The 22,756-nt window shown below is 63.7% G+C and carries 21 protein-coding genes; 10 read left to right on the top strand and 11 right to left on the bottom strand.

What is annotated here, in order from left to right; all coding sequences use genetic code 11:
- Window positions 1-7: 7 nt before the first annotated feature.
- From ACVMIM_RS00625 to ACVMIM_RS00615, 3 genes are read right to left on the bottom strand one after another with little or no spacing between them, the layout of a single operon-like run.
- Window positions 8-1,552, bottom strand: a complete 1,545-nt coding sequence (locus ACVMIM_RS00625) for a SpoVR family protein (RefSeq protein WP_476117054.1) — start codon at window positions 1,550-1,552, stop codon at window positions 8-10.
- An 11-nt stretch (window positions 1,553-1,563) separates the two neighbouring features.
- Window positions 1,564-2,874 (bottom strand): YeaH/YhbH family protein, encoded by a 1,311-nt coding sequence (locus ACVMIM_RS00620; RefSeq protein WP_476117052.1) that lies wholly within the window; start codon window positions 2,872-2,874, stop codon window positions 1,564-1,566.
- A gap of 17 nt (window positions 2,875-2,891) precedes the next feature.
- Entirely contained in the window at window positions 2,892-4,841 is a 1,950-nt protein-coding gene (locus ACVMIM_RS00615) for a PrkA family serine protein kinase (RefSeq protein WP_476109763.1), read from the bottom strand.
- A 288-nt stretch (window positions 4,842-5,129) separates the two neighbouring features.
- On the opposite strand from ACVMIM_RS00615, the gene ACVMIM_RS00610 reads away from it, so the two are divergent.
- Window positions 5,130-5,936, top strand: a complete 807-nt coding sequence (locus ACVMIM_RS00610) for an alpha/beta hydrolase (RefSeq protein ID WP_476109762.1) — start codon at window positions 5,130-5,132, stop codon at window positions 5,934-5,936.
- Between the two features lie 4 nt (window positions 5,937-5,940).
- Here the strand turns inward: ACVMIM_RS00610 and ACVMIM_RS00605 are convergent, their stop codons facing one another.
- Window positions 5,941-6,243, bottom strand: coding sequence for a BolA family protein (locus ACVMIM_RS00605; protein ID WP_278051378.1), 303 nt, complete (start codon window positions 6,241-6,243; stop codon window positions 5,941-5,943).
- A gap of 157 nt (window positions 6,244-6,400) precedes the next feature.
- On the opposite strand from ACVMIM_RS00605, the gene ACVMIM_RS00600 reads away from it, so the two are divergent.
- From ACVMIM_RS00600 to ACVMIM_RS00585, 4 genes are all read left to right on the top strand, one after another.
- Window positions 6,401-7,024, top strand: coding sequence for a J domain-containing protein (locus tag ACVMIM_RS00600; protein WP_040989310.1), 624 nt, complete (start codon window positions 6,401-6,403; stop codon window positions 7,022-7,024).
- Window positions 7,025-7,147: 123 nt separating this feature from the next.
- Window positions 7,148-8,134, top strand: coding sequence for a cobaltochelatase subunit CobS (gene cobS, locus ACVMIM_RS00595; protein WP_041000295.1), 987 nt, complete (start codon window positions 7,148-7,150; stop codon window positions 8,132-8,134).
- Window positions 8,135-8,190: 56 nt separating this feature from the next.
- Window positions 8,191-10,089 (top strand): cobaltochelatase subunit CobT, encoded by a 1,899-nt coding sequence (gene cobT / locus ACVMIM_RS00590; RefSeq protein WP_476109760.1) that lies wholly within the window; start codon window positions 8,191-8,193, stop codon window positions 10,087-10,089.
- A complete protein-coding gene (locus ACVMIM_RS00585; protein ID WP_476109758.1) occupies window positions 10,086-11,102 on the top strand; it encodes an esterase-like activity of phytase family protein in 1,017 nt (338 codons plus the stop codon). The genes cobT and ACVMIM_RS00585 overlap by 4 nt, the downstream gene beginning before the upstream one ends.
- Before the next feature lie 48 nt (window positions 11,103-11,150).
- Here the strand turns inward: ACVMIM_RS00585 and ACVMIM_RS00580 are convergent, their stop codons facing one another.
- The 5 genes from ACVMIM_RS00580 to rpmB form a co-directional block, all read right to left on the bottom strand.
- Window positions 11,151-11,960, bottom strand: a complete 810-nt coding sequence (locus ACVMIM_RS00580) for a hypothetical protein (RefSeq protein ID WP_476109756.1) — start codon at window positions 11,958-11,960, stop codon at window positions 11,151-11,153.
- 216 nt (window positions 11,961-12,176) lie between these two features.
- A complete protein-coding gene (locus ACVMIM_RS00575; protein ID WP_476109754.1) occupies window positions 12,177-13,952 on the bottom strand; it encodes a GtrA family protein in 1,776 nt (591 codons plus the stop codon).
- A 141-nt stretch (window positions 13,953-14,093) separates the two neighbouring features.
- Window positions 14,094-14,768, bottom strand: a complete 675-nt coding sequence (locus tag ACVMIM_RS00570) for a hypothetical protein (protein WP_476109752.1) — start codon at window positions 14,766-14,768, stop codon at window positions 14,094-14,096.
- Window positions 14,769-14,790: 22 nt separating this feature from the next.
- Window positions 14,791-15,477 carry a queuosine precursor transporter gene (locus ACVMIM_RS00565; RefSeq protein ID WP_476109751.1) on the bottom strand — a complete coding sequence of 229 codons (687 nt, stop codon included), beginning with the start codon at window positions 15,475-15,477 and terminating at the stop codon, window positions 14,791-14,793.
- 109 nt (window positions 15,478-15,586) lie between these two features.
- Window positions 15,587-15,883 (bottom strand): 50S ribosomal protein L28, encoded by a 297-nt coding sequence (gene rpmB / locus ACVMIM_RS00560; protein ID WP_040989302.1) that lies wholly within the window; start codon window positions 15,881-15,883, stop codon window positions 15,587-15,589.
- A gap of 257 nt (window positions 15,884-16,140) precedes the next feature.
- Here rpmB and ACVMIM_RS00555 point away from each other — a divergent pair, with 257 nt between their 5' ends.
- Genes ACVMIM_RS00555 through ACVMIM_RS00545 form a run of 3 tightly spaced genes read left to right on the top strand, consistent with a single transcriptional unit; the run spans window position 16,141 to window position 18,517 of the window.
- Window positions 16,141-16,932: a DUF3108 domain-containing protein gene (locus tag ACVMIM_RS00555; RefSeq protein WP_476109749.1), complete on the top strand. Its 792-nt coding sequence runs from the start codon at window positions 16,141-16,143 to the stop codon at window positions 16,930-16,932.
- Window positions 16,933-16,964: 32 nt separating this feature from the next.
- Complete coding sequence (gene yddG / locus ACVMIM_RS00550) at window positions 16,965-17,849, top strand: aromatic amino acid exporter YddG (protein ID WP_476109747.1); 885 nt, start codon at window positions 16,965-16,967, stop codon at window positions 17,847-17,849.
- The gene (locus ACVMIM_RS00545; RefSeq protein ID WP_476109745.1) at window positions 17,846-18,517 is read left to right on the top strand and encodes a lysoplasmalogenase family protein; all 672 of its coding nucleotides are present in this window, start codon (window positions 17,846-17,848) and stop codon (window positions 18,515-18,517) included. Before yddG ends, ACVMIM_RS00545 begins: the two co-directional genes overlap by 4 nt.
- 95 nt (window positions 18,518-18,612) lie before the next feature.
- Here the strand turns inward: ACVMIM_RS00545 and ACVMIM_RS00540 are convergent, their stop codons facing one another.
- Together ACVMIM_RS00540 and gloB are read right to left on the bottom strand one after the other, a co-directional pair.
- On the bottom strand, window positions 18,613-19,041 hold the full coding sequence (locus ACVMIM_RS00540; RefSeq protein WP_476109744.1) for a cupin domain-containing protein: 429 nt from the start codon (window positions 19,039-19,041) through the stop codon (window positions 18,613-18,615).
- Between the two features lie 64 nt (window positions 19,042-19,105).
- Complete coding sequence (gloB, locus tag ACVMIM_RS00535) at window positions 19,106-19,873, bottom strand: hydroxyacylglutathione hydrolase (protein WP_476109743.1); 768 nt, start codon at window positions 19,871-19,873, stop codon at window positions 19,106-19,108.
- 134 nt (window positions 19,874-20,007) lie between these two features.
- Between gloB and ACVMIM_RS00530 the strand changes: the two genes are divergently transcribed.
- Both ACVMIM_RS00530 and ACVMIM_RS00525 read left to right on the top strand, forming a co-directional pair.
- Entirely contained in the window at window positions 20,008-20,769 is a 762-nt protein-coding gene (locus ACVMIM_RS00530) for a class I SAM-dependent methyltransferase (RefSeq protein WP_476109741.1), read from the top strand.
- Window positions 20,770-20,895: 126 nt separating this feature from the next.
- Window positions 20,896-22,737, top strand: coding sequence for an ABC transporter ATP-binding protein/permease (locus tag ACVMIM_RS00525; RefSeq protein ID WP_476109740.1), 1,842 nt, complete (start codon window positions 20,896-20,898; stop codon window positions 22,735-22,737).
- Window positions 22,738-22,756: the final 19 nt, after the last annotated feature.

The raw sequence follows: 22,756 nt of genomic DNA, 5'->3' as shown, positions 1-22,756 counted from the left end.
ATCTCGCTCAAAGTTCCTTGGTCCAGCGCTCGCTGAGCATCGCGCCGGTTCCGCCGTCGATAGCGGCCAGGCTGACGTCGTAGCCCCAGAGGTTGCGGACATGGCGCAATGTCGCGTCGCGGCTTTCGGCCTCGAGCATGACGCCGTCCTTCACCGTGTGCTGGAGCCGCAGGTGGCGGTCGCCCAGAAGGTCGACATCGACCACCTGGATGTCGGGACGGCTGGCTCCGATGTCGTAGCTTTGCGCCAGAGCCGACCGTATCTTGGCATAGCCACGCTCATTGTGGATGGAGGCGACTTCGTAATGCGGCTCGTCGGCGCCGTCGGCCAGCACGAAGAGCCGCCATTTGCGGATCAGCGCCGGGCTCAGATACTGGCGGATGAAAGATTCGTCGCGGTGATTTGCCCAGGCGTCGAGCAGCGTGTCGCGCCAGTCGCCGCGGCCGGCGATGTCGGGAAACCAGTCGCGGTCCTCGGCGGTCGGCGCGGTAGAGATGCGCTGGATGTCCTGCATCATGTCGAGACCGAGCGCATAGGGATTGATGCCGGAAAAGCGAGGATCGTCATAAGACGGCTGAAAGACCACGTTCGAGTGGTTGCGCAAGATCTCGAGCATGGCGCCTTCGCTGATGCGGCCACGATCGAAAAGCGTGTTCATGAGCGTGTAGTGGACGAAGGTGGCGCAGCCTTCGTTCATCACCTGGGTTTGCCGCTGGGGGTAGAAATATTGCGCGATGACACGCACAATCCTGACGATCTCGCGCTGCCAGGGCTCAAGGACGAGGCTGTTCTTCTCGAGGAAATAGAGCAGGTTTTCCTCCGGCAGATTGAGCGATTTCTTCCTCTCGGCAAGGTTGTCTTCCCCTGCTTCAGGCTTGCTCTTTCCCTGCGAGGGCGGCAGCGTCCGCCACAGATCGTTGAAGGAGCGCTCCTCATATTCGAGGCGCTCGCGCAGCCCTTCGCGCTGTTGCTCCGATGACAGTTTCGGCGGCCGATGGTAGCGGAACACGCCCTGCTCCATCAGCGCGTGGGCCGAATCCAGAATCGCCTCGACAGCGGCCAGGCCGTGCCTTTCCTCGCATCGGGCGATGTAGCTCTTGGCAAAATCCAGATAGCTCAAAATGCCGCCGGCGTCGGTCCATTGCTGGAAGAGATGATTGTTCTTGAAGAAATGGTTGTGCCCAAGCGCGGCATGGGCGGTCACCAGGGCCTGCAGAGCCATGGTGTTCTCTTCCATGAGATAGACGATGCAGGGGTTGGAATTGATGACGAGCTCATAGGCCAGACCGCGCGCGCCCTTGCGGTAGAGAAGCTCATCGTAGAGGAAGCGCTTGCCGAACGACCAGTGCCGGTACATCAGCGGCATGCCGACCGAGGAATAGGCGTCGAGCATCTGCTCTGAAGAGATGACCTCCATCTGCACCGGGTAGATGTCGAGGCGAAGCTCCTCGAGGCCGATCGCCTCGATCTCTTCATAAGCCCGGGACAGTTTCTTGAAATCCCAGTCCGACCCGGAAAACAGCAGTTCGGACTTGCGCGCCTGGTTGACCATTTCCGAGGCCCTCAAGCGCTCTTGCGCAGATCAGGCTGCCTGGCGAAGAGCTGTCGGAAGACCGGGTATATGTCGGCCGGCGCGGCGATGCGCCTCATCTGGAAGTTCGGCCATTTCCCGTCGACGGCATTGTAGGCGCGCCAGAGCGACGTCCCGTTCTCGGTCGAGCCGAAAATATGGCTTTCCCGCTCGTCGATGATCTCCACATAGGCGAAATACTGGCAAAGCCGCATGAGCTTGCGGTCGAGCAGTTCTATGCAGCGCTCGGAGTCGGTGGCGAAATTGTCGCCGTCGGAGGCCTGGGCGGCGTAAATATTCCATTCGGCGACCGGATAGCGTTCTTCGATGATGCGGTGCATTTCCTCGAGCGCGGTTGAGACGACCGTGCCGCCGCTTTCGGTGTGATAAAAGAATGTATGCTCGTCCACCTCCTTGGCTTCGTGGGTATGGCGGATGAAGACCACCTCGATGCGTTCGTAGCGGCGCGTCAGGAACAGATGCAGCAGCACGAAGAAGCGTTTGGCCAGGTCCTTCTCGCGCTCTCCCATCGAGCCGGAGACGTCCATCAGGCAGAACATGACCGCATTCGCATTGGGCACGGGCTGGGGATCGAAGCGATTGAAGCGGATGTCGACCGGGTCGACATAGGCAATGCGCCTGCGCCGGCGCTCAAGCCGCTCGAACGCCTCGCGCAGGGCGGCGATGCGTTCGCTCACCGCAGCACTTGCCGGCTTTGCTTCCAGTTCGGCAATCTGGCGGGCGATCGCGTCGAGCTCCTCCTGTTTGGGGCGTCTCAGCGCGATGCGCCGCCCATGGCTGTTGCGCATCGTGCGCCCGACATTGATGTTGGTCGGCGCCCCGCTTGCCGTGAAACCTGCCCGTCGCGGCTTGAAGCTCAATATCTGCTTGAGGTTGAGCTTGACCAGATCGGGCAGTTCGAGATCCTCGAAGAAGAGGTCGAGCACTTCCTCGCGCGACAGCACGAAACGGAAGTCGTCTTCGGATTCCCTGGTACCCGGGGCCGACCCGTAGCCTCCGCCGCCGCCCGGCTTGGAGATCAGATCGCCGGGACTGAACGTCCTGTTGCCCGGCAGGATGTGCTGGCGCCGGCCGCTTGCCTTGTCGTCGCCGAAGGTCGGCTCGCCGGTGCCTTTGCGAGGCATCGGCACGGCATGCTCGCGGTCGACTTCGGCGATGCCGCCGGTGCGGACCTGGTCGCGGATGCTGCGCTTGAGCTCCTCGCGGGCACGCCTGAGGAAGCGCTGGCGGTTGCCCAGGCTTTTGTCCTTCGGGTTCAGGCGGCGGTCGATGAAGATCGGCATGGAACCGTCCGCTTTGCTCATCCCGCCTTATTCACGCGCATGTACCAGTCGACCAGCCGTCGCACCTGCCGTTGGGTATAGCCGCGCTCCACCATGCGCTGCACGAATTCATTGTGCCGCTTCTCCGTGACGCTGTCCTGCTTGGAGCCGAAGCTGATCACCGGCAACAGGTCCTCGACCTGGCCGAACATGCGCTTCTCGATGACCTCGCGAAGCTTTTCATAGCTCGTCCAGGAGGGGTTGCGGCCATGGTTGCGCGCCCGCGCGCGCAAGGTGAATTTGACCACTTCGTTGCGGAAGTCCTTGGGATTGGCGATGCCGGCGGGTTTCTCGACCTGCGACAATTCCTTGTCGAGAACCTCGCGGTTGAGGATCTGGCCGGTATCGGGGTCCTTGTAGTCCTGATCCTCGATCCAGGCATCGGCGTAGGCGATGTAGCGGTCGAAGAGATTCTGGCCGTACTCGCTGTAGGATTCCAGATAGGCCTTCTGGATCTCGTGGCCGATGAACTCGGCATAACGCGTCGCGAGTTCAGACTTGATGAACTCCAGATAGGCGGCTTCCGTTTCCTTCGGAAATTGTTCGCGCTTGATCGCCTCCTCGAGGATGTACATCAGGTGCACGGGGTCGGCGGCGACCTCCTTGGTATCGTAGTTGAAGGTCTGCGACAGGATCTTGAAGGCGAAGCGGGTGCTGACCCCGGTCATGCCTTCGTCGACGCCGGCGGCGTCGCGATATTCCTGGACCGACTTCGCCTTCGGATCGACCTCCTTGAGGTTCTCGCCGTCATACGCGCGCATCTTCGTGTAAAGCGGCGAGTTCTCGTGCTCGGCAAGGCGGGTCGAGACGGTGAAGCGGCTGAGGATGTCCAGCACCTCCGGCGCGCAAGGGCTGTTCGCCAGCTCGCTCTCGCGCAGCAGCTTCTCGTAGATATGCCGTTCCTCGGTGACGCGCAGGCAGTAGGGGACCTTGACCACGAGGATGCGGTCGAGGAAGGCCTCGTTGTTCTTGTTGTTCTTGAACTGCTGCCATTCCGATTCGTTGGAATGGGCGACCACGATACCCTGATAGGGGAAAGCGCCGAAATTCTCGGTGCCGTTGTAGCTGCCTTCCTGGGTTGCGGTCAGCAACGGATGCAGGACCTTGATCGGCGCCTTGAACATCTCGACGAATTCGAGCAGCCCTTGCGTCGTCCGGTTGAGGCCGCCGCTGTAGGAATAGGCGTCCGGATCGGACTGGCTAAAATTCTCCAATTGCCTGATGTCGACCTTGCCGACCAAGGCCGAGACGTCCTGATTGTTCTCGTCGCCGGGCTCGGTCTTGGCGATGGCGATCTGGCGCAGCCGCGACGGCATCAGCCTGACCACGCTGAATTTGGAGATGTCGCCCGACAGTTCGTCTAGACGCTTGGCCGCCCAGGGCGAGATCAACCCGTTCAGGCGGCGGCGGGCGATGCCGTATTTGTCTTCCAGCAGATCGCCCATGCGATCGGGATGGAAAAGACCGAGCGGCGATTCGAAGATCGGGCTGATCTGGTTGCCGACCTTGAGCGTGTAGATCGGGCGCTCTTCCATCAGCTTCTTCAGCCGTTCGGCAAGCGAGGACTTGCCGCCGCCGACCGGGCCAAGAAGATAGAGGATCTGCTTACGCTCCTCGAGCCCTTGCGAGGCATAGCGGAAATATCCGGCGATGCGCTCGATCGTGTCCTCCATTCCGTAGAAGTCGGAGAAAGAGGGATAGATCTTGATGGTGCGGTTGGAGAAAATGCGGCCGAGCCGCTCGTCCTTGCTGGTATCGATGAGATTCGGCTCGCCGATCGCCTCGACCATGCGTTCGGGCGCCGAAGCGTACATGGATCTGTCTTCGCGGCAGGCCAGCAAATATTGCTGCAGGCTGATCTCTTCCTGGGCCGCGTTGGAATAAATCTCCGAAAAAAGGTCGAAGACGTCTGATTGGTTCTCGCGCATGATGCTTTGCCTCGGAGCCGATGGGCTGCCAATCGGCTCATCGCTGCATCAACTGCCGGAAAGCACTGTTGGTTCCCTCACTGTGAAGGATAGCGCATGCAATCTGGCATTGACCTCGGTTGATACCCCGACGCGGCCGAAAGTGCTCGCCTGTGAACATACGTGGTGATTGCCAGCGGACGGTCAAGGAGTGGATTTGTTTTCGCACCGAAAGTTATCATTTTTGGTCCGTAACGAGGCGCGGCTAGCATCCGTGCCCCTCGCGGCGCAACCTGTCCAAAGACGGCGATGATCGATCGACGCAGCTTCATCGTGGCATCCTTGGTGGCGCTTTTGCCGGCAGGTGCGTCAGCCGCTGGGCGTCCAAGCCAGCCGGAACCGCAAACCCGCGACTACGGTCCGGCCAAGCTCGACATCTATGCCGCGGACGGCGCGAAGAACCTGCCGGTGGTCTTCTTCGTCCATGGCGGCGCCTGGCGGTTCGGCGACCGCAGCCAGGTCGGCGCCAAGCCGGGCTTCCTGCTTGCCAACGGTTTCCTCTTCGTCTCGATCGATTACCGCATGTTGCCGCAAGCCGATGTCGCGAGCCAGGCCAGCGACGTCGAAAAGGCCTATGCCTGTGTGCGCGCCAATATCGCCCGGTATGGCGGCGACCCGAACAGCATCGTCGGCATGGGCCATTCGGCCGGCTGCCATCTGGTTGCGCTGACCGGCATGCGAGGAGGACTGCCCGGCGTCGCAGGGCTGATCCTCGACGACACCCGAGCCTATGATCTTACCGCGCTCTCCAGGAGTGGCGGCATGGTTCGCGCCTATGCGCGCGCCTTCTCCGATCCCGCGCAATGGACCGCGCTGTCGCCGGCGAGCTATGTCGACGGCAGGAAGCATCCGCCGACCTTCATCGCCTATTCGCGTGCACCCGGGCGAGGCGAAGGGTCGCAAGCTTTCGCGAAACGCCTGCGCGCCACGGGAACCAAGGTTACGCTGTTCGACGGCAGCGCCTATACGCACATGTCGATCAATGGCGATTTCGGCAAGGACGGCGACGCCTTGACCGCGGCAGCGATGGCGTTTCTCAGGGCGACCGTCGGGTGAGCGCTTACCAGCGCGTCTTCTCGCCGGGCGCGGCCGGCTCGATCGCCAGCGCATGCACGCCGGCTTTCAATTCGTCGGCAAGCAGTTCGTTGACGGCGCGGTGACGGTCGACGCGGCTCATGCCGGCAAAGGCGGCCGAGACGACCCGGACGCGGAAATGCGTTTCGCCGGTGCCGTCGAAGTGGGCCTCGTGGCCGTGCTCGACATGGTGATGGCCTGCGTGAAGGTGGCTTTCATTGATGACGGCGAGCCTTTCTGGCGAAAACGCCGCTTTCAGCTTGTTTTCCATCGTCGACTGTATGGACATCCGGGCTTCCTTTTCCCACATGACGGTGTAGCCGCAACCTATCTGCGGCACAGCCGCAAAATCTTGAATTCGACCGCTTTTTAAGCCGCGATTCAGCGGTTAGGGCGATCATCGGCGAAATGTCAATTCTTGTTTCGCACATGCGAACGGCCCATAAATGGGGGAGATGAAAGCGTATCCCAAATATTTCGAGAAAATTCGAATCCGGCCGGAGAAGGACGCGGAGCTGAAGTCGCGCGCCCCGATCTGCCAGTGGGACGGCTGCAACGAGGCCGGTACACATCGCGCGCCGGTCGGGCGCCTCAAGGAGGGTGAATATTTCCGCTTCTGCTTCGAGCATGTGCGCGAATACAACAAGGGCTTCAACTACTTCTCCGGCGTGTCGGACAGCGAGATCGCGCGCTTCCAGAAAGAGGCGCTGACCGGCCACCGGCCGACATGGCGCATGGGCGCCAATGGCGGCGGAACGCGCTCGGCGCCGGATTTCGCGCAGCAGCGTTCGGGTCGTGCCGGCTACTACAACCGCATGCGCGATCCCTTCAATCTGTTCGGCTCAGGGGCGCGCGAGCCGCGCGAGCGCAAGGCAAAGCCGCTTGAGGCCAAAGCGCTGGAAACGCTTGGCCTTGACACAAAGGCGACTGGCCAGGACATCAAGGCGCGCTATAAGGAACTCGTTAAGCGCCACCATCCGGATGCGAATGGTGGCGACAGAGGTTCGGAAGACCGGTTCCGCGATGTGCTGCAGGCCTATCGCGTGCTCAAGCAAGCAGGATTGTGCTGAGCGGCCCTACGGTCCGTGTCGTTTTCCAACTTTCATAAGGTTGGAAAAGGCTCTAAGACCGCCCCCGGACAAAATCGATTGCCGGCGAAACGCGGCGTTTCGCCCGTGGAGACGTTGATAGAGATGAACAAGGTCGATCGCGACATCGCCAACCTGCCCGACACGACGGTGTCGGTGAAGGAGAAATTCGGCTTCGAGTCCAAGATGGTCGTCCCTGCCTATTCGGCGGCGACCGAGCACGTGCCGGACATCGACCCGGATTATCTGTTCGACAAGGCGACGACGCTGGCGATCCTCGCGGGTTTTGCCTACAACCGCCGCGTCATGGTGTCGGGCTATCACGGCACCGGCAAGTCGACCCATATCGAGCAGGTGGCGGCGCGGCTCAACTGGCCCTGCGTGCGCGTCAACCTCGACAGCCATGTCAGCCGTATCGATCTCGTCGGCAAGGACGCCATCGTCGTCAAGGAAGGCCTGCAGGTCACCGAATTCCGCGACGGCATCCTGCCCTGGGCCTATCAGCACAATGTCGCGCTCTGCTTCGACGAATATGACGCCGGCCGTCCGGACGTGATGTTCGTCATCCAGCGCGTGCTGGAATCGTCGGGCCGGCTCACGCTGCTCGACCAGAGCCGCGTCATTCGTCCGCACCCTGCCTTCCGCCTGTTCGCCACCGCCAACACGGTCGGTCTCGGCGACACCACCGGCCTCTATCACGGCACGCAGCAGATCAACCAGGCGCAGATGGACCGCTGGTCGATCGTCACCACGCTGAATTACCTGCCGCACGACAATGAAGTGAACATCGTGCTGGCCAAGGCCAAGCACTATCGCGACAACAAGGGCAAGGACATCGTCAACAAGATGGTGCGCGTCGCCGACATGACGCGCTCGGCCTTCATCAATGGCGACCTGTCGACCGTGATGAGCCCGCGTACGGTCATCACCTGGGCCGAGAACGCCGAGATCTTCGGCGATATCGGCATGGCGTTCCGGCTGACCTTCCTCAACAAATGCGACGAGCTGGAGCGTTCGGTGGTAGCCGAGTTCTACCAGCGCGCCTTCGGCGAGGATCTGCCGGAAAGCGCCGCCAACGTGGTGCTGGGTTAGGCGCGCTGCTGAAAGGCCTCCAGCCTTCCAGCATGAAAACGCGCAGGGAATGATCAATGGCGGGTCCGGGCGACAACACGCGCAACAAGCCGAAGACGGGTTCTGAAGCCGACAGCTTCAAGCGCGCCGTGACGGTGTGCATGCGCGCCGTCGCCGGCGACAAGGACCTCGAGGTCGGCTTCGCCAAGGACCGGCCGGCTCTGGCGGGAAATCGCGCGCGCCTGCCCGAACTGCCCAAGAAAGCGTCCCGCAACGACATCGCGATCACACGCGGCATCGGCGATTCCATGGCGCTGAAGCGCGCCTGCCACGATCAGCGCATCCACAACAAGCTGGCGCCGGAAGGCAAGCTCGCGCGGTCCATCTTCGATGCCGTCGAGCAGGCCCGCGTCGAGGCGATCGGCAGTCGCGCCATGCAGGGCGTGGCCGACAATATCGGCTCGATGCTCGAGGACAAATACGCCAAGGCGAACCTTGTCGATGTCAGGGACAAGGCGGACGCGCCGCTCGAAGAGGCGGTCGCGCTGATGGTGCGCGAAAAGCTCACCGGACGTCCCGCGCCCAAGAGCGGCGAGCGGCTGGTCGACCTCTGGCGTCCCTGGATCGAGGAGAAGGCCAGCGCCGATCTCGACGGCCTGTCGGCCAAGCTCGAGGATCAGCAGGCCTTTGCCCGCGTCGTGCGCGACATGCTGGTTTCCATGGAAATGGCCGAGGAGCTCGGCGACGACCAGGAAACCGACGATTCCGAGGAAAACGAAGAGAACGAGCAGCAGGGCGAGGAACAGAGCGAGGAAGGCGGCGAGGAGGATTCAGGCTCCGAGCAGTCGCAGTCGGAAGATGCCGAAGCCTCCGCCGACGAGGAAGAGTCGGCCGAGACGGAAGCGACCGACGCCACCTCGGACGACTTGTCCGACGAGGATGATTCCGACGCCGAGACGCCGGGCGAGGCCAAGCGCAACGACAATCCGTTCCTCAACCTGCCAAAGGAGATCGACTACAAGGTCTTCACCACCGCCTTCGACGAGACGGTCGGCGCCGAGGACCTTTGCGAGGAAGAGGAGCTCGACCGGCTGCGCGCCTTCCTCGACAAGCAGCTCGCCAATCTTTCGGGCGTCGTCGGGCGGCTCGCCAACCGGCTGCAGCGCCGGCTGATGGCGCAGCAGAACCGCTCCTGGGATTTCGACCTCGAGGAAGGCTATCTCGATCCGGCGCGCCTGGTGCGTGTCGTCATCGATCCGATGCAGCCGCTGTCCTTCAAGCAGGAGCGCGATACCAAGTTCCGCGACACGGTGGTGTCGCTGGTGCTCGACAATTCGGGCTCCATGCGCGGGCGTCCGATCACGGTTGCTGCGACCTGCGCCGACATCCTGGCGCGCACGCTGGAGCGCTGCGGCGTTTCGGTGGAAATCCTCGGTTTCACCACGCGGGCGTGGAAAGGCGGGCAGGCGCGCGAGAAATGGCTGAAGGACGGCAAGCCGCCGAATCCCGGCCGGCTCAACGACCTGCGCCACATCATCTACAAATCCGCCGACCATCCGTGGCGGCGCGCGCGGCGCAATCTCGGGCTGATGATGCGCGAGGGCCTGCTCAAGGAAAACATCGACGGCGAGGCGCTGCTTTGGGCGCATAACCGACTGATCGGCCGGCCGGAGCAGCGCAAGATCCTGATGATGATCTCGGACGGTGCGCCGGTCGACGATTCCACGCTCTCGGTCAATCCGGGCAATTATCTGGAGCGGCATCTGCGGGCGGTCATCGAGCTGATCGAGACGCGCTCGCCGGTCGAGCTGCTGGCGATCGGGATCGGCCATGACGTCACGCGCTATTATCGCCGCGCCGTCACCATCGTCGATGCGGAGGAACTGGCCGGCGCCATGACGGAGCAGCTTGCCTCGCTATTCGGCGAGGAAAGCGCGCGCGACACGCGGCGCGGCGGCTTGCGGCGCGCCGGATGATCTTTTCGGGGCGGCGTGCGCGGCGGACGCTTTTCGCCTGCATGCTGGCCTGCGCCTCGCCAGCAATTGCTGGCCTGGGAGCTCCCGTCGAGACGGTCGAGATTTCGGCGCGGCCGATCAGCCAGTTCCATGTCGGCCATGACGAGACGCGGTTCGGGCCGCTCGAATTCGTCGGCGGGCTGGAGATGACCTCGCCTACGCGCGATTTCGGCGCGCTGTCGGCCTTTCGCTTTCTGAAGCCGGGCGGCGATTTCATCGGCGTCGCCGACACCGGCTTCTGGTTCTTCGGCACGATCACGCATGACGCCGGCAGGCGACCGTCGGGCGTCAAGAATTTCCGCATGCAGCAGATGGTCGACGCCTCGGGCCGGCCGATCGACAAGAAATGGGAAGTCGACGCGGAGGGGCTTGCGGTCAAGGACGGCATCGCCACCGTCGGCTTCGAGCGCGACCAGCGCGTCGCCCAGTTCAAGATCGATCCCGACAATATGAAGGCTCCGGTCAGGCAGCTCGATTACCTGATCCCCGCCCAGGAGCTGCGCCAGAACCGCGGCTTCGAGACGGTCACCCACGCCAATCCCTATGGGCAGCACGCGGGCAGCCTGGTCGTGGTCTCGGAGAGGAGCCTCGACGAAGCCGGCAATGTCTACGCCGCCGTCATCGGGGGACCGCATAAGGGCGTCTTCACCGTCAAGCGCGACGGCGAATTCGACATAACCGACGGCGCCTTCCTGCCGGACGGCGATCTGCTGCTCCTGGAGCGCAGTTTCTCGATCGCGCGCGGAGTGAAGATGCGGCTGCGGCGCATCTACGGCGAAAGCGTCGAAAGGGGCGCGGTCGCCGACGGGCCGGTGCTGATGGAGGCCGACATGGGCTACCAGATCGACAATATGGAAGGGCTGGACGTCTGGACGCGCGACGACGGCGCGCTGATGGTGTCGCTGGTATCCGACGACAACCACTCGATCCTGCAGCGCAACCTCTATCTGGAATTTATCCTGCACCAGGACTGAGGACGGCGGGCGCCGCCTGCCGCTCGGAAAAACGGTTCTGGAATTGCGTTACCGGCCGATGTGGCGGACTTCGTTCATCACGAAATTGGCCGCCCGCTTGCTCCGGTTGCGGATCTTGAGCGTCGCGGTGTTGTCCACGAAATAGGTGTGAAGGATGCTGTCGCGGGTGCGGACTTCCGGTCCGACCGTGTCGACCGCATGCCAGGTGTCGGTGCCGACCGCAAAGGCGTAGCCGGTATTCGGCGAAAACGACATCCGGTGCGAATTCTCGAAACGCCCGTCCGGCATGCGCTCGGCGAAGCGGGTGCCGATATGGTTGATCGACTCGTCCTCCGGCAGATAGAACTGGACCGTGATGCCCTTCCATTTCGTGTCGGTGTGGAAGCCGATCTTGTAGCCCGCCACGTCGCGCGTCAGCATCGGCACCGGATACATGCCGACCTTCATGAAATCCGAGCCGAACCGCCGCTCCAGGCCCGGGGCAAGGCGGCGCATGAAGGCGTCTTTCAGTTCCGGCGCATGCAATGCCTTGCCGACCAAGGCCCAGACGGCCCGTTTCTCGCCAGGCAGGTGGCGGATATATTCGGGGTAGAGGTCGATCTTGATCCGCGTCGCGGTTCCGTCAGCCTTGATGTTCACATTGTTGCGCCCCTTGAGCGCACGATATTCGCGCGCCTCGGGCATGGCGGCGCGCATGCGCAGATAGAGGTCCGCCGGAAAGACATCCGTCATCTCAAGATGCCAGAACGGCTTTTCCACAAAGGCGGCGCGGTTCACGGCGTCCACCATGTGCGAGACAACATGCTGCAGCGTTTGTGCGGCTGACGCAGGCGCCAACGCACTATTTATGGCCGTCATGGATACCTTCTCCCTAAAACCCCGAATCCAAATTGCTTGAATACATATATCGCTGCCCGAGCGAAATGCTAACCAAAGCACAGGCTGGATTGCAACGACCCACCCGATTGATCTCGATCGCGGTTTTCTAAATCATGAGGGCATATTGCATCGGCGCAAAACGAGCGCTTTGCAAAGCGTGCGGCCGACGATGCTGATATGGCCGCAAGCCGATATTCAACGGACCTTGTAGATCTCGATCGGCTTTCCAGCGGTAGACTGGTCCAGTTCGAGCCATGTCGGCGGGTCGCCCCGCAGCAACGCCGCGGCAAGGCCACTCGGCGCGTCCAGGCCCAGCGATATCTCTTCCGTGTTGCCGCGGCAGATCGCGATCAGCCCGACATGCTCGCGCTCGATGACGGCGCGGGCAGCGTCCGGCGCTCCCATGAACGCGTCGAGCATGGCCAAATTGCCGCCGACATTGCGGTGGTAAGGGCCGGCCAATGCCCGATGGCCCGTAAACATCAATATTCCCGAGCCGAGATTGGACGAGGCAAGCACCGTCGTCGACGGCATGGCGGCAAGATCGCGGAAGTCGCCCGGCCTGCCGCAAGTGACCGCATGGTCGGGATCGGAATTGATCCGCTGCGGCGCCTTCTGGACCATGGATTGCGCCGCCACCGCGACCCCGGCCCAGGTCGCGTTGAGCGAGACCAGCCACGCCATGACGATGCCGGTGGAAAGGCGCCATGAGGGCGCAGCGTCCGCCCGCAGGCGGATTTTCGCGATCCAGGCCGAGAGCGGCAGCACGGCGAAGGCGACGGAGAAGGTCGAGCCGCGCACCTGCCAGAGGCTGACGCCGAAGGCGACGAGGAGCAGGATGGCGGCGAGAATTTCCTCGCGGCGCAGGCCACGGCTTTGCAACTGAAAGCCGATCAGCAGGATCGCGATGAAGGGCGTGACATAGCGCGTCGCCATCAGCTTCGGCTGGTGGATGGCGACGCTCCAGAAGGGCTGCGCTTCGACCACGTCGGCCAGCCAATAGGTGCGGATGCGCTCGTCCATGCCCGCATAGGGCAATGCCAGACATTGCGGGAAAAATGCTGTCACGGCGGCTGCGACCACCGCCGTCAGCGCCAGTATGGAAACCAGCCGCGCCCGGGCGGTCGACGCGGTCAACGACGCGGCGATCGCCAGGCCGAAGCCGGACAGCGCTGCTACCGCGAATTGGAAGGATGAGAAGGCGTCGCATTGAGCCACGCCCCAGTCGGCCGGCCGGATGGTCGCCACGAAGACCAGCGAGGCGATGCCGGCAAATCCGAGGCCGAAGCCTCTCGCCGTTGCGCGCTCCTTGCCGTCGAGGATGAACAGGACAGCGGCACAGATGCCGAGCACCGCAACATAGGGGGCGGTTTCCATGCCGACAGCGAGCGTCAGGCCCGCGCAAATGCCCGACAGAAGCGCAGCCGGCCGCCCGGAGGGCGCTTCCATCAGGAGCCAGAGGCTGGCCGCCGTCAGCAGCAGCTGGACGTTGTGGTGATCGATCACACCCGGGCTGTAGATCACCAGGAAGAACAGCGCCGCGGTCGACAGAATGACCGCCGGCATCCCTACATTCGTAGCGGCGAAGCGCTGCGAGGCGCGCATCAGCACGAAAATGGTCAGCCCGTAGAGCAGGGTCGGCCAGATGATCTGCGCCGCCCGTTCGGCGGTGGCGGTGCCGGCGCCCAGCGCATCGAAAGCCATGATGATGAGCGCAAGGGGCGTGTCGACCAGCCGCGACCAGTGCATGACGAAGCCGCCCGAGGTGCCCATCCTGTATTGATGGAGATCGAACCAGCTTTGGCCGCCGAGCAGGTCGCGGACCTCGACCAGGCGCAGCATGCTGTCATTGTCGGCGCCGTAATCCGCAAGGGTGGGGAAGCCGGAAACCGCGTTGATCGCCAGCACCACCAGCGTGGCGCTCAACGCAAGCAGGAGATCGTTTTTCCAACCGGTGCCTTGCACGGTCATGCTGGTCGCGAGGCCTTAGAAAACAGTGAGATAGAGTGGGTTCGCCGTCCGTGAAACGGCGAACCCACTCTGGAGATTTCCGTGATCCTGCATCATCGGCCGTAACAAAGCGTAAAGCAGCAGCGGCTGTGGCTGAAAGCGTCAGGGCCGGTTGGTCGCAATCCAGATGACGTGGCGGGCGCCGCGCTTGCCGTTGGCCCGCGTGTTGATCTCCTCGACCGCGAAGCCGGCCTGTTTCAGCCGCCGGGTGAAGCCGCTGTCCGGCCCCTGCGACCAGACGGCCAAGACGCCGTCCGGCGTCAAGGCGGCGCGCGCGGCCGCCAGGCCGGCCGCGCCATAGAGCGTGTCATTGCCCTTATAGACGATGCCTTCGGGACCGTTGTCGACGTCGAGCAGGATAGCGCCCCAGGCGGCGTTCTGCGACCTTATCAATTGGCCGACATCGGCCTCGCGGATGGTGACGCGAGGGTCGTCGAGGCAGCCGTCGAAGATTTTCGCCATCGGGCCGCGTGCCCAGGCGACGACCGCGGGGACGAGTTCGGCGACGGTGATGGTTGCGTCGCCATCGAGCGCGGCGAGGGCGGCGCGCAAGGTGAAGCCCATGCCGAGCCCGCCGATGAGGAGGTTCGGCCGCTTGCGGCCGGCGATCCGCTCGCAGGAAAGCCTGGCGAGAGCCTCCTCGGAGCCGCTGAGACGGCTGTTCATCAGCTCATTGTTGCCGAGCATGATCGAAAATTCAGTGCCGCGCTGTTTAAGGCGCAGCTCCTGTGCGCCATCGGGCGTTCGGGCGGAATCAAGCTGAACCCAGGGGATCATGACCTGATTACACTGGCTGCAATCATGCTCCGACCGCGACCGCCGGCTGGCTCCAGCGCGCAGCAAGCAGCCGGTAGGGTATCAGCGCCACGACGGCAATGATGAGCTTGACCGAAAGATCGCCAAGCGCCCAGGAAACCCAACGCATCGCCTCGACCGGCAGCACGCCCATCAGGGGCGCGTTCTCCAGCGCGAAGCTGTCATTGGGGCCGGCAAAGGCGAAAGCGGCGGAGAAGGCGACACCGAAGAAGACGACCGTGTCGAACACCGAGCCGACCAGCGTGCCGACGATGGGCGCGCGCCACCAGCTCTGCCGGCGCAGCCGGTTGAAGACGGTGACGTCGAGCAATTGCGCGGTGAGGAAAGCGGCGCCTGAAGCGGCGGCGATGCGCACCAGCCGGTCGGCGGCGGTCTCGAACTCGATCAGGCCATGGCGGAACAGGAAGGGCGGGACCAGGATAGAGCAGGTCACCGCGGTCATGAAGCCGACGAACACCACCTTGCGCGCCACGGCCGGGCCATAGCGGCGGTTGGCGAGGTCGGTGACCAGGAAGGAGAAGGGATAGGTGAAGGCGCCCCAGGTGAGCAGGTCGGCGAGCGACAGGCCGCCGATCTCGCCCTGCATCGGGAACTGCACGAGGATATTGGAGGCCACGACGACAAGCGCCATGGCGGCCACGAAGGGCAGATATCGGGTCAGGAAATTCATTTTTTTATCCTGGGTAATGGAACCAGCCGAGCGTCATGCCGACGCTCGCTCTTACTCCGGGCACCGCCCGGCCGGCGCCCGAGGCGGTCGTCCCCCGCCTGAGAGGTGCTTAAGCGGCCGACTGCTCGGCCAGCTTCTTGGCGATCTGCTTCTTCAGCAGGCGGGCACGCTGCGACAGTTCCTTGACGTCGGCCTTGACCAGGAAGGCGTCGAGGCCGCCGCGATGCTCGACCGAACGCAGCGCGTTGGCCGAAATGCGCAGGCGAACATTCTGGTTCAGCGCTTCGGAAATGAGCGTCACATTGACCAGGTTCGGCAGGAAGCGACGCTTGGTCTTGTTGTTGGCGTGGCTCACATTGTTGCCGGTCTGGACTGCCTTGGCAGTGAGTTCGCAGGTGCGGGACATCTTGTCTAACCTTCAGTTTCTAAACCTGCCAAACCATTCTGCCCGCGCCAGGCGGCGCGCGGTGTCGGTCAGGCGGCCTTTGGAAAAGTTGGCGTTCCATAGTGGCATTTCGCCATTGCGTCAAGCTCCGGCGCATCGCCGGCTGTCGGTCGCGCTCCATATAAAGGCCGGATTTCAAACTATAAGCCCTTCGCGAAGGGATATGCCAGGCTGGAGCCTCTGCGTTCCGGCCAACCGCCAGGGATTCGCCAGCCGCCATGCTCCGTCCATCTCATGCATTCGCCACCCTGCTTGCCCTTGCCGCGTCGACAACAGGCTTCGCCGCCGCGGCGCCGCAATCCTTCAAGGGCGAATATACGGTGTCCTATCTCGGCCTTTCGATCGCCAGGGCGACCTTTTCCAGCCGCTACGAAGGCGACAGCTATGCCATCGACGGCACCGTCTCCGCCGCCGGCCTCGGCAAGCTCTTCGACGACACGAAAGGCACGATTTCCTCGAAAGGCACGATTTCCGGCAAGCAGATGCAGCCGCGGGTGTTCAGGGCCGATTATACGTCCGGCAAAAAGGCCTCGATGGTCGACATCCGCTTCAGCAACGGGGCGGTCACCTCAACGCAAGTGGTTCCCGCTCCAGGCAAGCGCGACCCGAAGAGCTGGGTGCCGATCGGTCCCGGAGACCTGAAATCGGTGCTCGATCCGATGGCCGCGACCGTCATCCATGCCGACAGCCTGGACAAAGTCTGCGGACGCACGGTCAAATTCTATGACGGCGAGATGCGCGCCGACCTGAGCTTGACCTATGCCTCCAAGGGTTCGATCTCGGTGCCGGGCTACAAGGGCGACACGGTGACTTGCAAGATGGGCTTCGAGCCGGTCGCGGGCTATCGCAAGGGCCGCAAGGCGCTGAACTTCCTCAAGAACAAGAGCCGCATGCTGGTGACGTTTGCACCGGTCGGCCAATCCGGCGTATATGCGCCGATCCGCGCCACGGTCGGGACCCAGATCGGTCCGCTGACCATCAGCGCAAGACGGTTCGAAGCGGTAAATTAGGTCAGGCGCCGTCGCGCGCCGGCGGGGGAGATATGGCGCGCGCAACACTGATCGGGTTTTCGGCGGTCGCCATGTGGGCGTTGCTGGCGCTGCTCACCGACGCTTCGGGGCAGGTGCCGCCGTTCCTGTTGTCGGCCATCACCTTCGCCATCGGCACCTGCGTCGGGCTGGCGGCGCGGCTGGTGACGCCTGCCGACAGAAACCGGAAAATCCCTCGCCAAGTCTGGGTGATCGGTATAGCTGGGCTGTTCGGCTACCACTTCTTCTACTTCACGGCGCTGCGCAACGCGCCGGCGGTCGAGGCGAGCCTGATCGCCTATCTGTGGCCGCTGCTGATCGTGCTCGGCTCGGCGCTGATGCCGGGTGAGCGGCTTGCCTGGAACCATGTCGTCGGCGCGCTGCTCGGCCTAGCCGGCACCTTCCTGATCGTCACCAAGGGCGGCGCGCTGGCCTTCGATGCGCGCTATGCCTTCGGCTACGCGATGGCGGCCGTCTGCGCGCTGCTGTGGTCGTCCTATTCACTTCTGTCGCGACGTTTCCCATCGGTGCCGACCTCGATCGTCACCTGGTTCTGCGCGGCGACGTCGGTGCTGTCGCTGGTCTGCCATTTTCTGCTTGAGAAGACCGTGCTGCCGGATGGTCCTGGACAGTGGCTGGCCGTCATCGGGCTCGGCCTGATGCCGGTTGGCGCGGCCTTCTACGCCTGGGACATCGGCGTCAAGCGCGGCAACATCCAGGTGCTGGGCGCGGCGAGTTACGCCGCCCCGCTCCTATCAACGCTGGTGCTGATCGCTGCCGGCGTCGCCGAGCCGTCGCTGCGCATCCTCGCTGCCTGCTTGCTCATCACCGGCGGCGCCGCGCTTGCGGCGAAGTCGCTGCTGATGCGCAAGCCGGCGGCAAAAGAGGTCAATGCATGATGCCGTTTCCGGGCGGCATCGAGGCGAACGCCAACGCGACGCTTTTGTTCTCGTTCGTCGCGACCGTGATCTACCTTTTTGCGCTCGACATGCCGCCGAAATGGACGCGCACGGCGGCAAAGACGCTTGCCGTGGCTTTGCTGGCGGTGCTTGCCGCCACGCAGGGTGGTCCGGCGCTGCTCGTCGCGGCGCTGGCGCTCAGCGCGGCCGGCGACGCCTTCCTGTCGCGCGACGGCGAAAAGGCCTTTCTCGGCGGGCTGGCGAGCTTTCTCGCCGGCCACATCGCCTATGTCGTGCTGTTCGCGCAGGCGGGCGGCGGGCTCGGGCTGTTGACCGCCCAATCCTGGCGGGGCGCGATCGCGCTCGCCATGGCCGTATTCAGCATCGTCATGCTTGCCGCGCTCTGGCGCCGCGTCGGCCCGCAACTGCGCATTCCGGTGGCCGTCTATGTCGCGGCCATCCTCGCCATGGGCGTTTCGGCGCTCACTACGGAGAACCGCTGGGTGATCGCCGGCGCGGTGCTGTTCGTCGCCTCGGACGGGCTGCTGGCGGCCGAGCGCTTCCTGCTCGCGGCGATCTCGCCGCAGCGCCTGTGGATGCGCTACGCGGTCTGGGTGCTTTATTACGCTGCCCAACTGGCGATCACGCTGGGTTTTCTGCTCGCCTAGAGCAGGATAACGTTTCGTTGAATCGCCATCCTGCTCTAACTCTTGTTGCAGCATGATCTTTCCGAAAACCGGTTCCCACTTTCCGGGGTCATGCTCTAGACTGGCTGCCAGCCCGGCTCCGCTAGCTCAAAGGTGGAGAAATCGAAGCCCGGCGCCACGGTGCAGCCGACCAGCGTCCATTCGCCAAGGCTGCGCGCCGACTGCCACCAGCCGGCCGGCACGACGATCTGAGGCCGCTCGCCGGCGGCAAGGGCCGTGCCCAGCACCTGCTCGATAACCACGCCCGCGCCTTCCTCATGCATCGACAGCGCCAGCGGAGCGCCGGCATGGAAGTGCCAGACCTCGGCCGCGTCCTTCACCCGATGCCAGGCCGAAAGCTGGCCTTGCTCGAGCAGGAAGTAGATCGCGGTCGAATGACCCCGCGGGCCACCCGCGCCGTCGCGAAAGGTCTCGGCGTACCAGCCGCCCTCGGGATGCGGCTGAAGGCCTAGCGTTGCGATGATCTCGGCGGCGCTGGGGGTCATTCGCATTCTTCGTCTTGATGCATGGCGTTATCCCAAAACCGCTGCACAGTTTGAGCGACATGCATCAAAAATTGTCCTTGCGCTTGCGGATCTCGGCGAACACCTCCACGTCCGAGGCCTTCTCCATGCCGAGATGCTTGCGGATCGCCGGGTCATGCCAACGCAGGAACGGATTGGTCGACAACTCCTCGCCGATGGTCGTCGGCAGCGTCGGCTTGTTGTCGGCGCGCAGCGCCTCGATCCTTGCCGCGCGCTGCTTCAGCGCCGGATTGCTGGGGTCGACCGTCACCGCGAAGCGGGCATTGGCCAAGGTGTATTCGTGGCCGCAATAGATGGCGGTCTCGGCCGGCAGCGCCGCCAGCTTCTTCAAGGAATCATGCATGACCGGCGGCTTGCATTCGAACAGGCGGCCGCAACCCAGCGCAAACAGCGTGTCGGCGGTGAAGGCCACCTTCGAGGCCGGCAAATAATAGGAGACGTGGCCGGCGGTATGGCCAGGCGTCTCGATGACCTCAATCCGTTCCGCGCCAAGGCGCACGACCGAGCCCTGGCTGACCGTTTCGTCAATACCGGGGATCTTCGCCTTTTCGGCTTCCGGGCCGACGATGCGCAATTTGAAGCGCTCCTTGAGCGCCAGATTGGCTTCGACATGGTCGGCGTGATGGTGCGTGGTGAGGATCAATGTCGGCGTCCAGCCGGTGCGCTTGATCGCCGCCAGGATCGGCGCCTCTTCCGGCGCGTCGATGACCGCTGTCTCACCGCTTTTCGGATCGTGGACCAGCACGCCGAAATTGTCGGTGCGGCACATGAACTGCTCGATTTCGACCGGCATCGCATGTCTCCCTTTGTCGTCGCAGACATAGGGCGGGCGGCGGCCGATGTCATCTGCGTTTGTTGAACCTGACGGGTTTGTTGAACCGAGCGCCTTTGTTGAACTTGGCAGGGTTCGCAGCTACCGTCCCGCGCATGCATTCGGATATCGTCGACCTGCGCTCCTTCTACTCGTCCACGCTCGGCCGCCTGGCCGAGCATTCGATCACCATGGCGCTGTCGTCCATATGGGCAACCGTGCCCAACGAGCGGCTGGTCGGCCTCGGCTACACGCTGCCATGGCTGGAACGCTTCGGCACCGATGCCGAGCGCGTCTTCGCCTTCATGCCGGCGACGCAGGGCGCGGTGGTGTGGCCGGCGACCGGGCCAGCGGCGACGGCGCTGGTCTTCGACGAGGAGCTGCCGCTGGTCGATTCCTGCATCGACCGCGTGCTCCTGGTGCACTCGCTCGAACATGCCGAAAACCCGCGCGAGACGCTGAACGAGATCTGGCGCGTGCTGTCGCCGGCGGGCAGGGTCGTCATCGTCGTGCCCAACCGGCGCGGCGTGTGGGCGCGATTCGAGCACACGCCCTTCGGCAACGGCCGACCGTTCTCGCGCGGCCAGTTGACCGAGTTGCTGCGCGAGGCGAATTTTACGCCCGCGTCCTGGTCTGACGCGCTGTTTTTCCCTCCGTCGCCAACCCGCTTCATGATGCGGTTCCACAATGTATTGGAGAAAGCCGGCCGGCGGTTCTGGCCGATCTTTTCCGGCGTCATCGTCGTCGAGGCGCAGAAGCGGCTCTATCAGGGCGTGCCCGTCGTGCAACGCGCCTCTCGCCGTGTCTTCGTGCCGGTCTTCTCGCCGCAGGGGGCGACGCGGCTTGGCCGGCTCGCGACCGACGGCGCGTCCAAGTGACGCGTTCGTGATCGCCGCCGCGCCTTGCATCGCGCGGCGATCATCACCCTATCTGAGGCATGCCCGATCTGAGCATGCCGCTTGGCGTGGCATTCATGATCGCCGCGGAAACCAGGAATATCCTTCATGGACGACCAGACCGATAGAAAGCCGGGCCCGCAGAAACCCGCCGTCTCGGTCGAGGCGAGCAGCCTCACCGACCAGGTGACGGCGATCAAGCTGGGGCTGAAAACCTCGCCGGTACGCAAGCAACTTGCCTGGGTCTCGATCGGCATCGTCGCGGTCATCGTCGCCACCGCGATCGGACAGGTCCTGCTCAACCGCTGGAACCAGCCTTTCTACGATGCGCTGGCCCGGCGCGACATGAACGACTTTCTGCACCAGCTTCTGGTCTTCGCCATGATCGCCGGCGGACTTCTGGTGCTCAATATCGGCCAGACTTGGCTCAACCAGATGATCCGTCTGAGCTTGCGCGAGGCGCTGACGCTCGACCTTATCGATCAATGGATGCGCCCGGCGCGCGCCTTCCGGCTGGCCAATGCCGGCGCCATCGGCGTCAATCCCGACCAGCGCATGCAGCAGGATGCCGCCCACCTGTCGGATCTGTCGACGGATCTCGGCGTCGGCCTGCTGCAGTCATTCATCCTGCTCGTCTCCTTCATCGGCGTGCTCTGGGAACTGTCTTCGGGCTTCGTCTTCCACATCGGCGGCTATTCACTGGCGATACCGGGCTACATGGTCTGGGCGGCCTTCCTCTATGCCGGCATCGCCTCGTGGCTGAGCTGGCTGGTCGGGCGCCCGCTGATCGGTCTCAACAGCGAGCGCTATACCCGCGAAGCGGAGCTGCGCTCCTCCATGGTGCGGGTCAACGAGAACGTCGACGCGATCGCGCTCTACCATGGCGAGCCCGACGCCCGGCGTCGGCTGGAGCTCGACCTCGGCACGGTGCTCGGCGCCATGCGGCGCATCTTTACCGCGCAGATCAACCTGTCCTGGGTGACCGACACCTATGGCTGGATAACGGTGGTGGCGCCCATTCTGGTGGCTTCGCCGGTCTATTTCTCGGGCGACATCTCGTTCGGTGGGTTGATGATGGCGGTCGGCGCCTTCAACCAGGTTCATTCGTCCCTGCGCTGGTTCATCAACAATATCGGTAGCATCGCCGACTGGCGCGCGACGCTGATGCGCGTGGCCGATTTCCGCATTGCGCTCACCGAGACCGATGCGCTGCATCACAAGGAAAAACGCATCCAATTCGTTGAAAACGCCAATGGCAGCCTGACCTTCGACAGGCTCGAAGTGGCTTCGCCGGAAGGCTGCACCAAGCTTGCCCAGACGGAAGTCGAAATTCGTCCCGGCGAGCGGGTCATGATCACCGGCGAGCCGGGCGCCGGCAAAACATTGTTCTTCCGCGCCATTGCCGGCCTGTGGCCGTGGGGAAGCGGCCGGATCGGCCTGCCGGCCGGCGAGGCCGCCATCTTCGTGCCCCGCGTGCCCTATTTCCCGGCCGGCACGTTGCGCGAGGTCCTCGATCATCCGAACGGCGAGGCCCCGGCCAGCGATGCCGAGATCGCGGCGGTGCTCGAGGAGGTCGGCCTCGATCGGCTGTCGACCGCGCTTGACCGTCCCGGGCGGTGGGAACGCGAGCTCGGCGATGACGAGCAACGGGCGCTGGCTTTCGCCAGGCTCGCCTTGCGCAAGCCGAAATGGGTGATCATCGATGAAGCGCTCGACGCGTTCGACGGCCCGACGCTGCGGCGGGTGCTCGCCATGCTGGAGAAGCGTCTGCCCGAAACCGCGATCATCAATATCGGGCGCGGTCAGCAGAACGACCAGTTCTTCCCGCGCTCGCTGAACATCGTGAAGGATACCGGAGCCCAGGCACTGAAGCCCGCGCGCGTTCGAGCCGGCGCGATCGAGCCGCCGCCTCCGGCGGCTCGCCGCAAGAAGGAATCCACCGAAGCTTAAAGCAAATTCCAGGAGAAAA

The sequence above is a fragment of the Mesorhizobium sp. USDA 4413 genome, from assembly GCF_056280365.1.
Note: the sequence above shows the minus strand (reverse complement) of the source record. Positions and strands in the feature narration are given on the sequence as shown.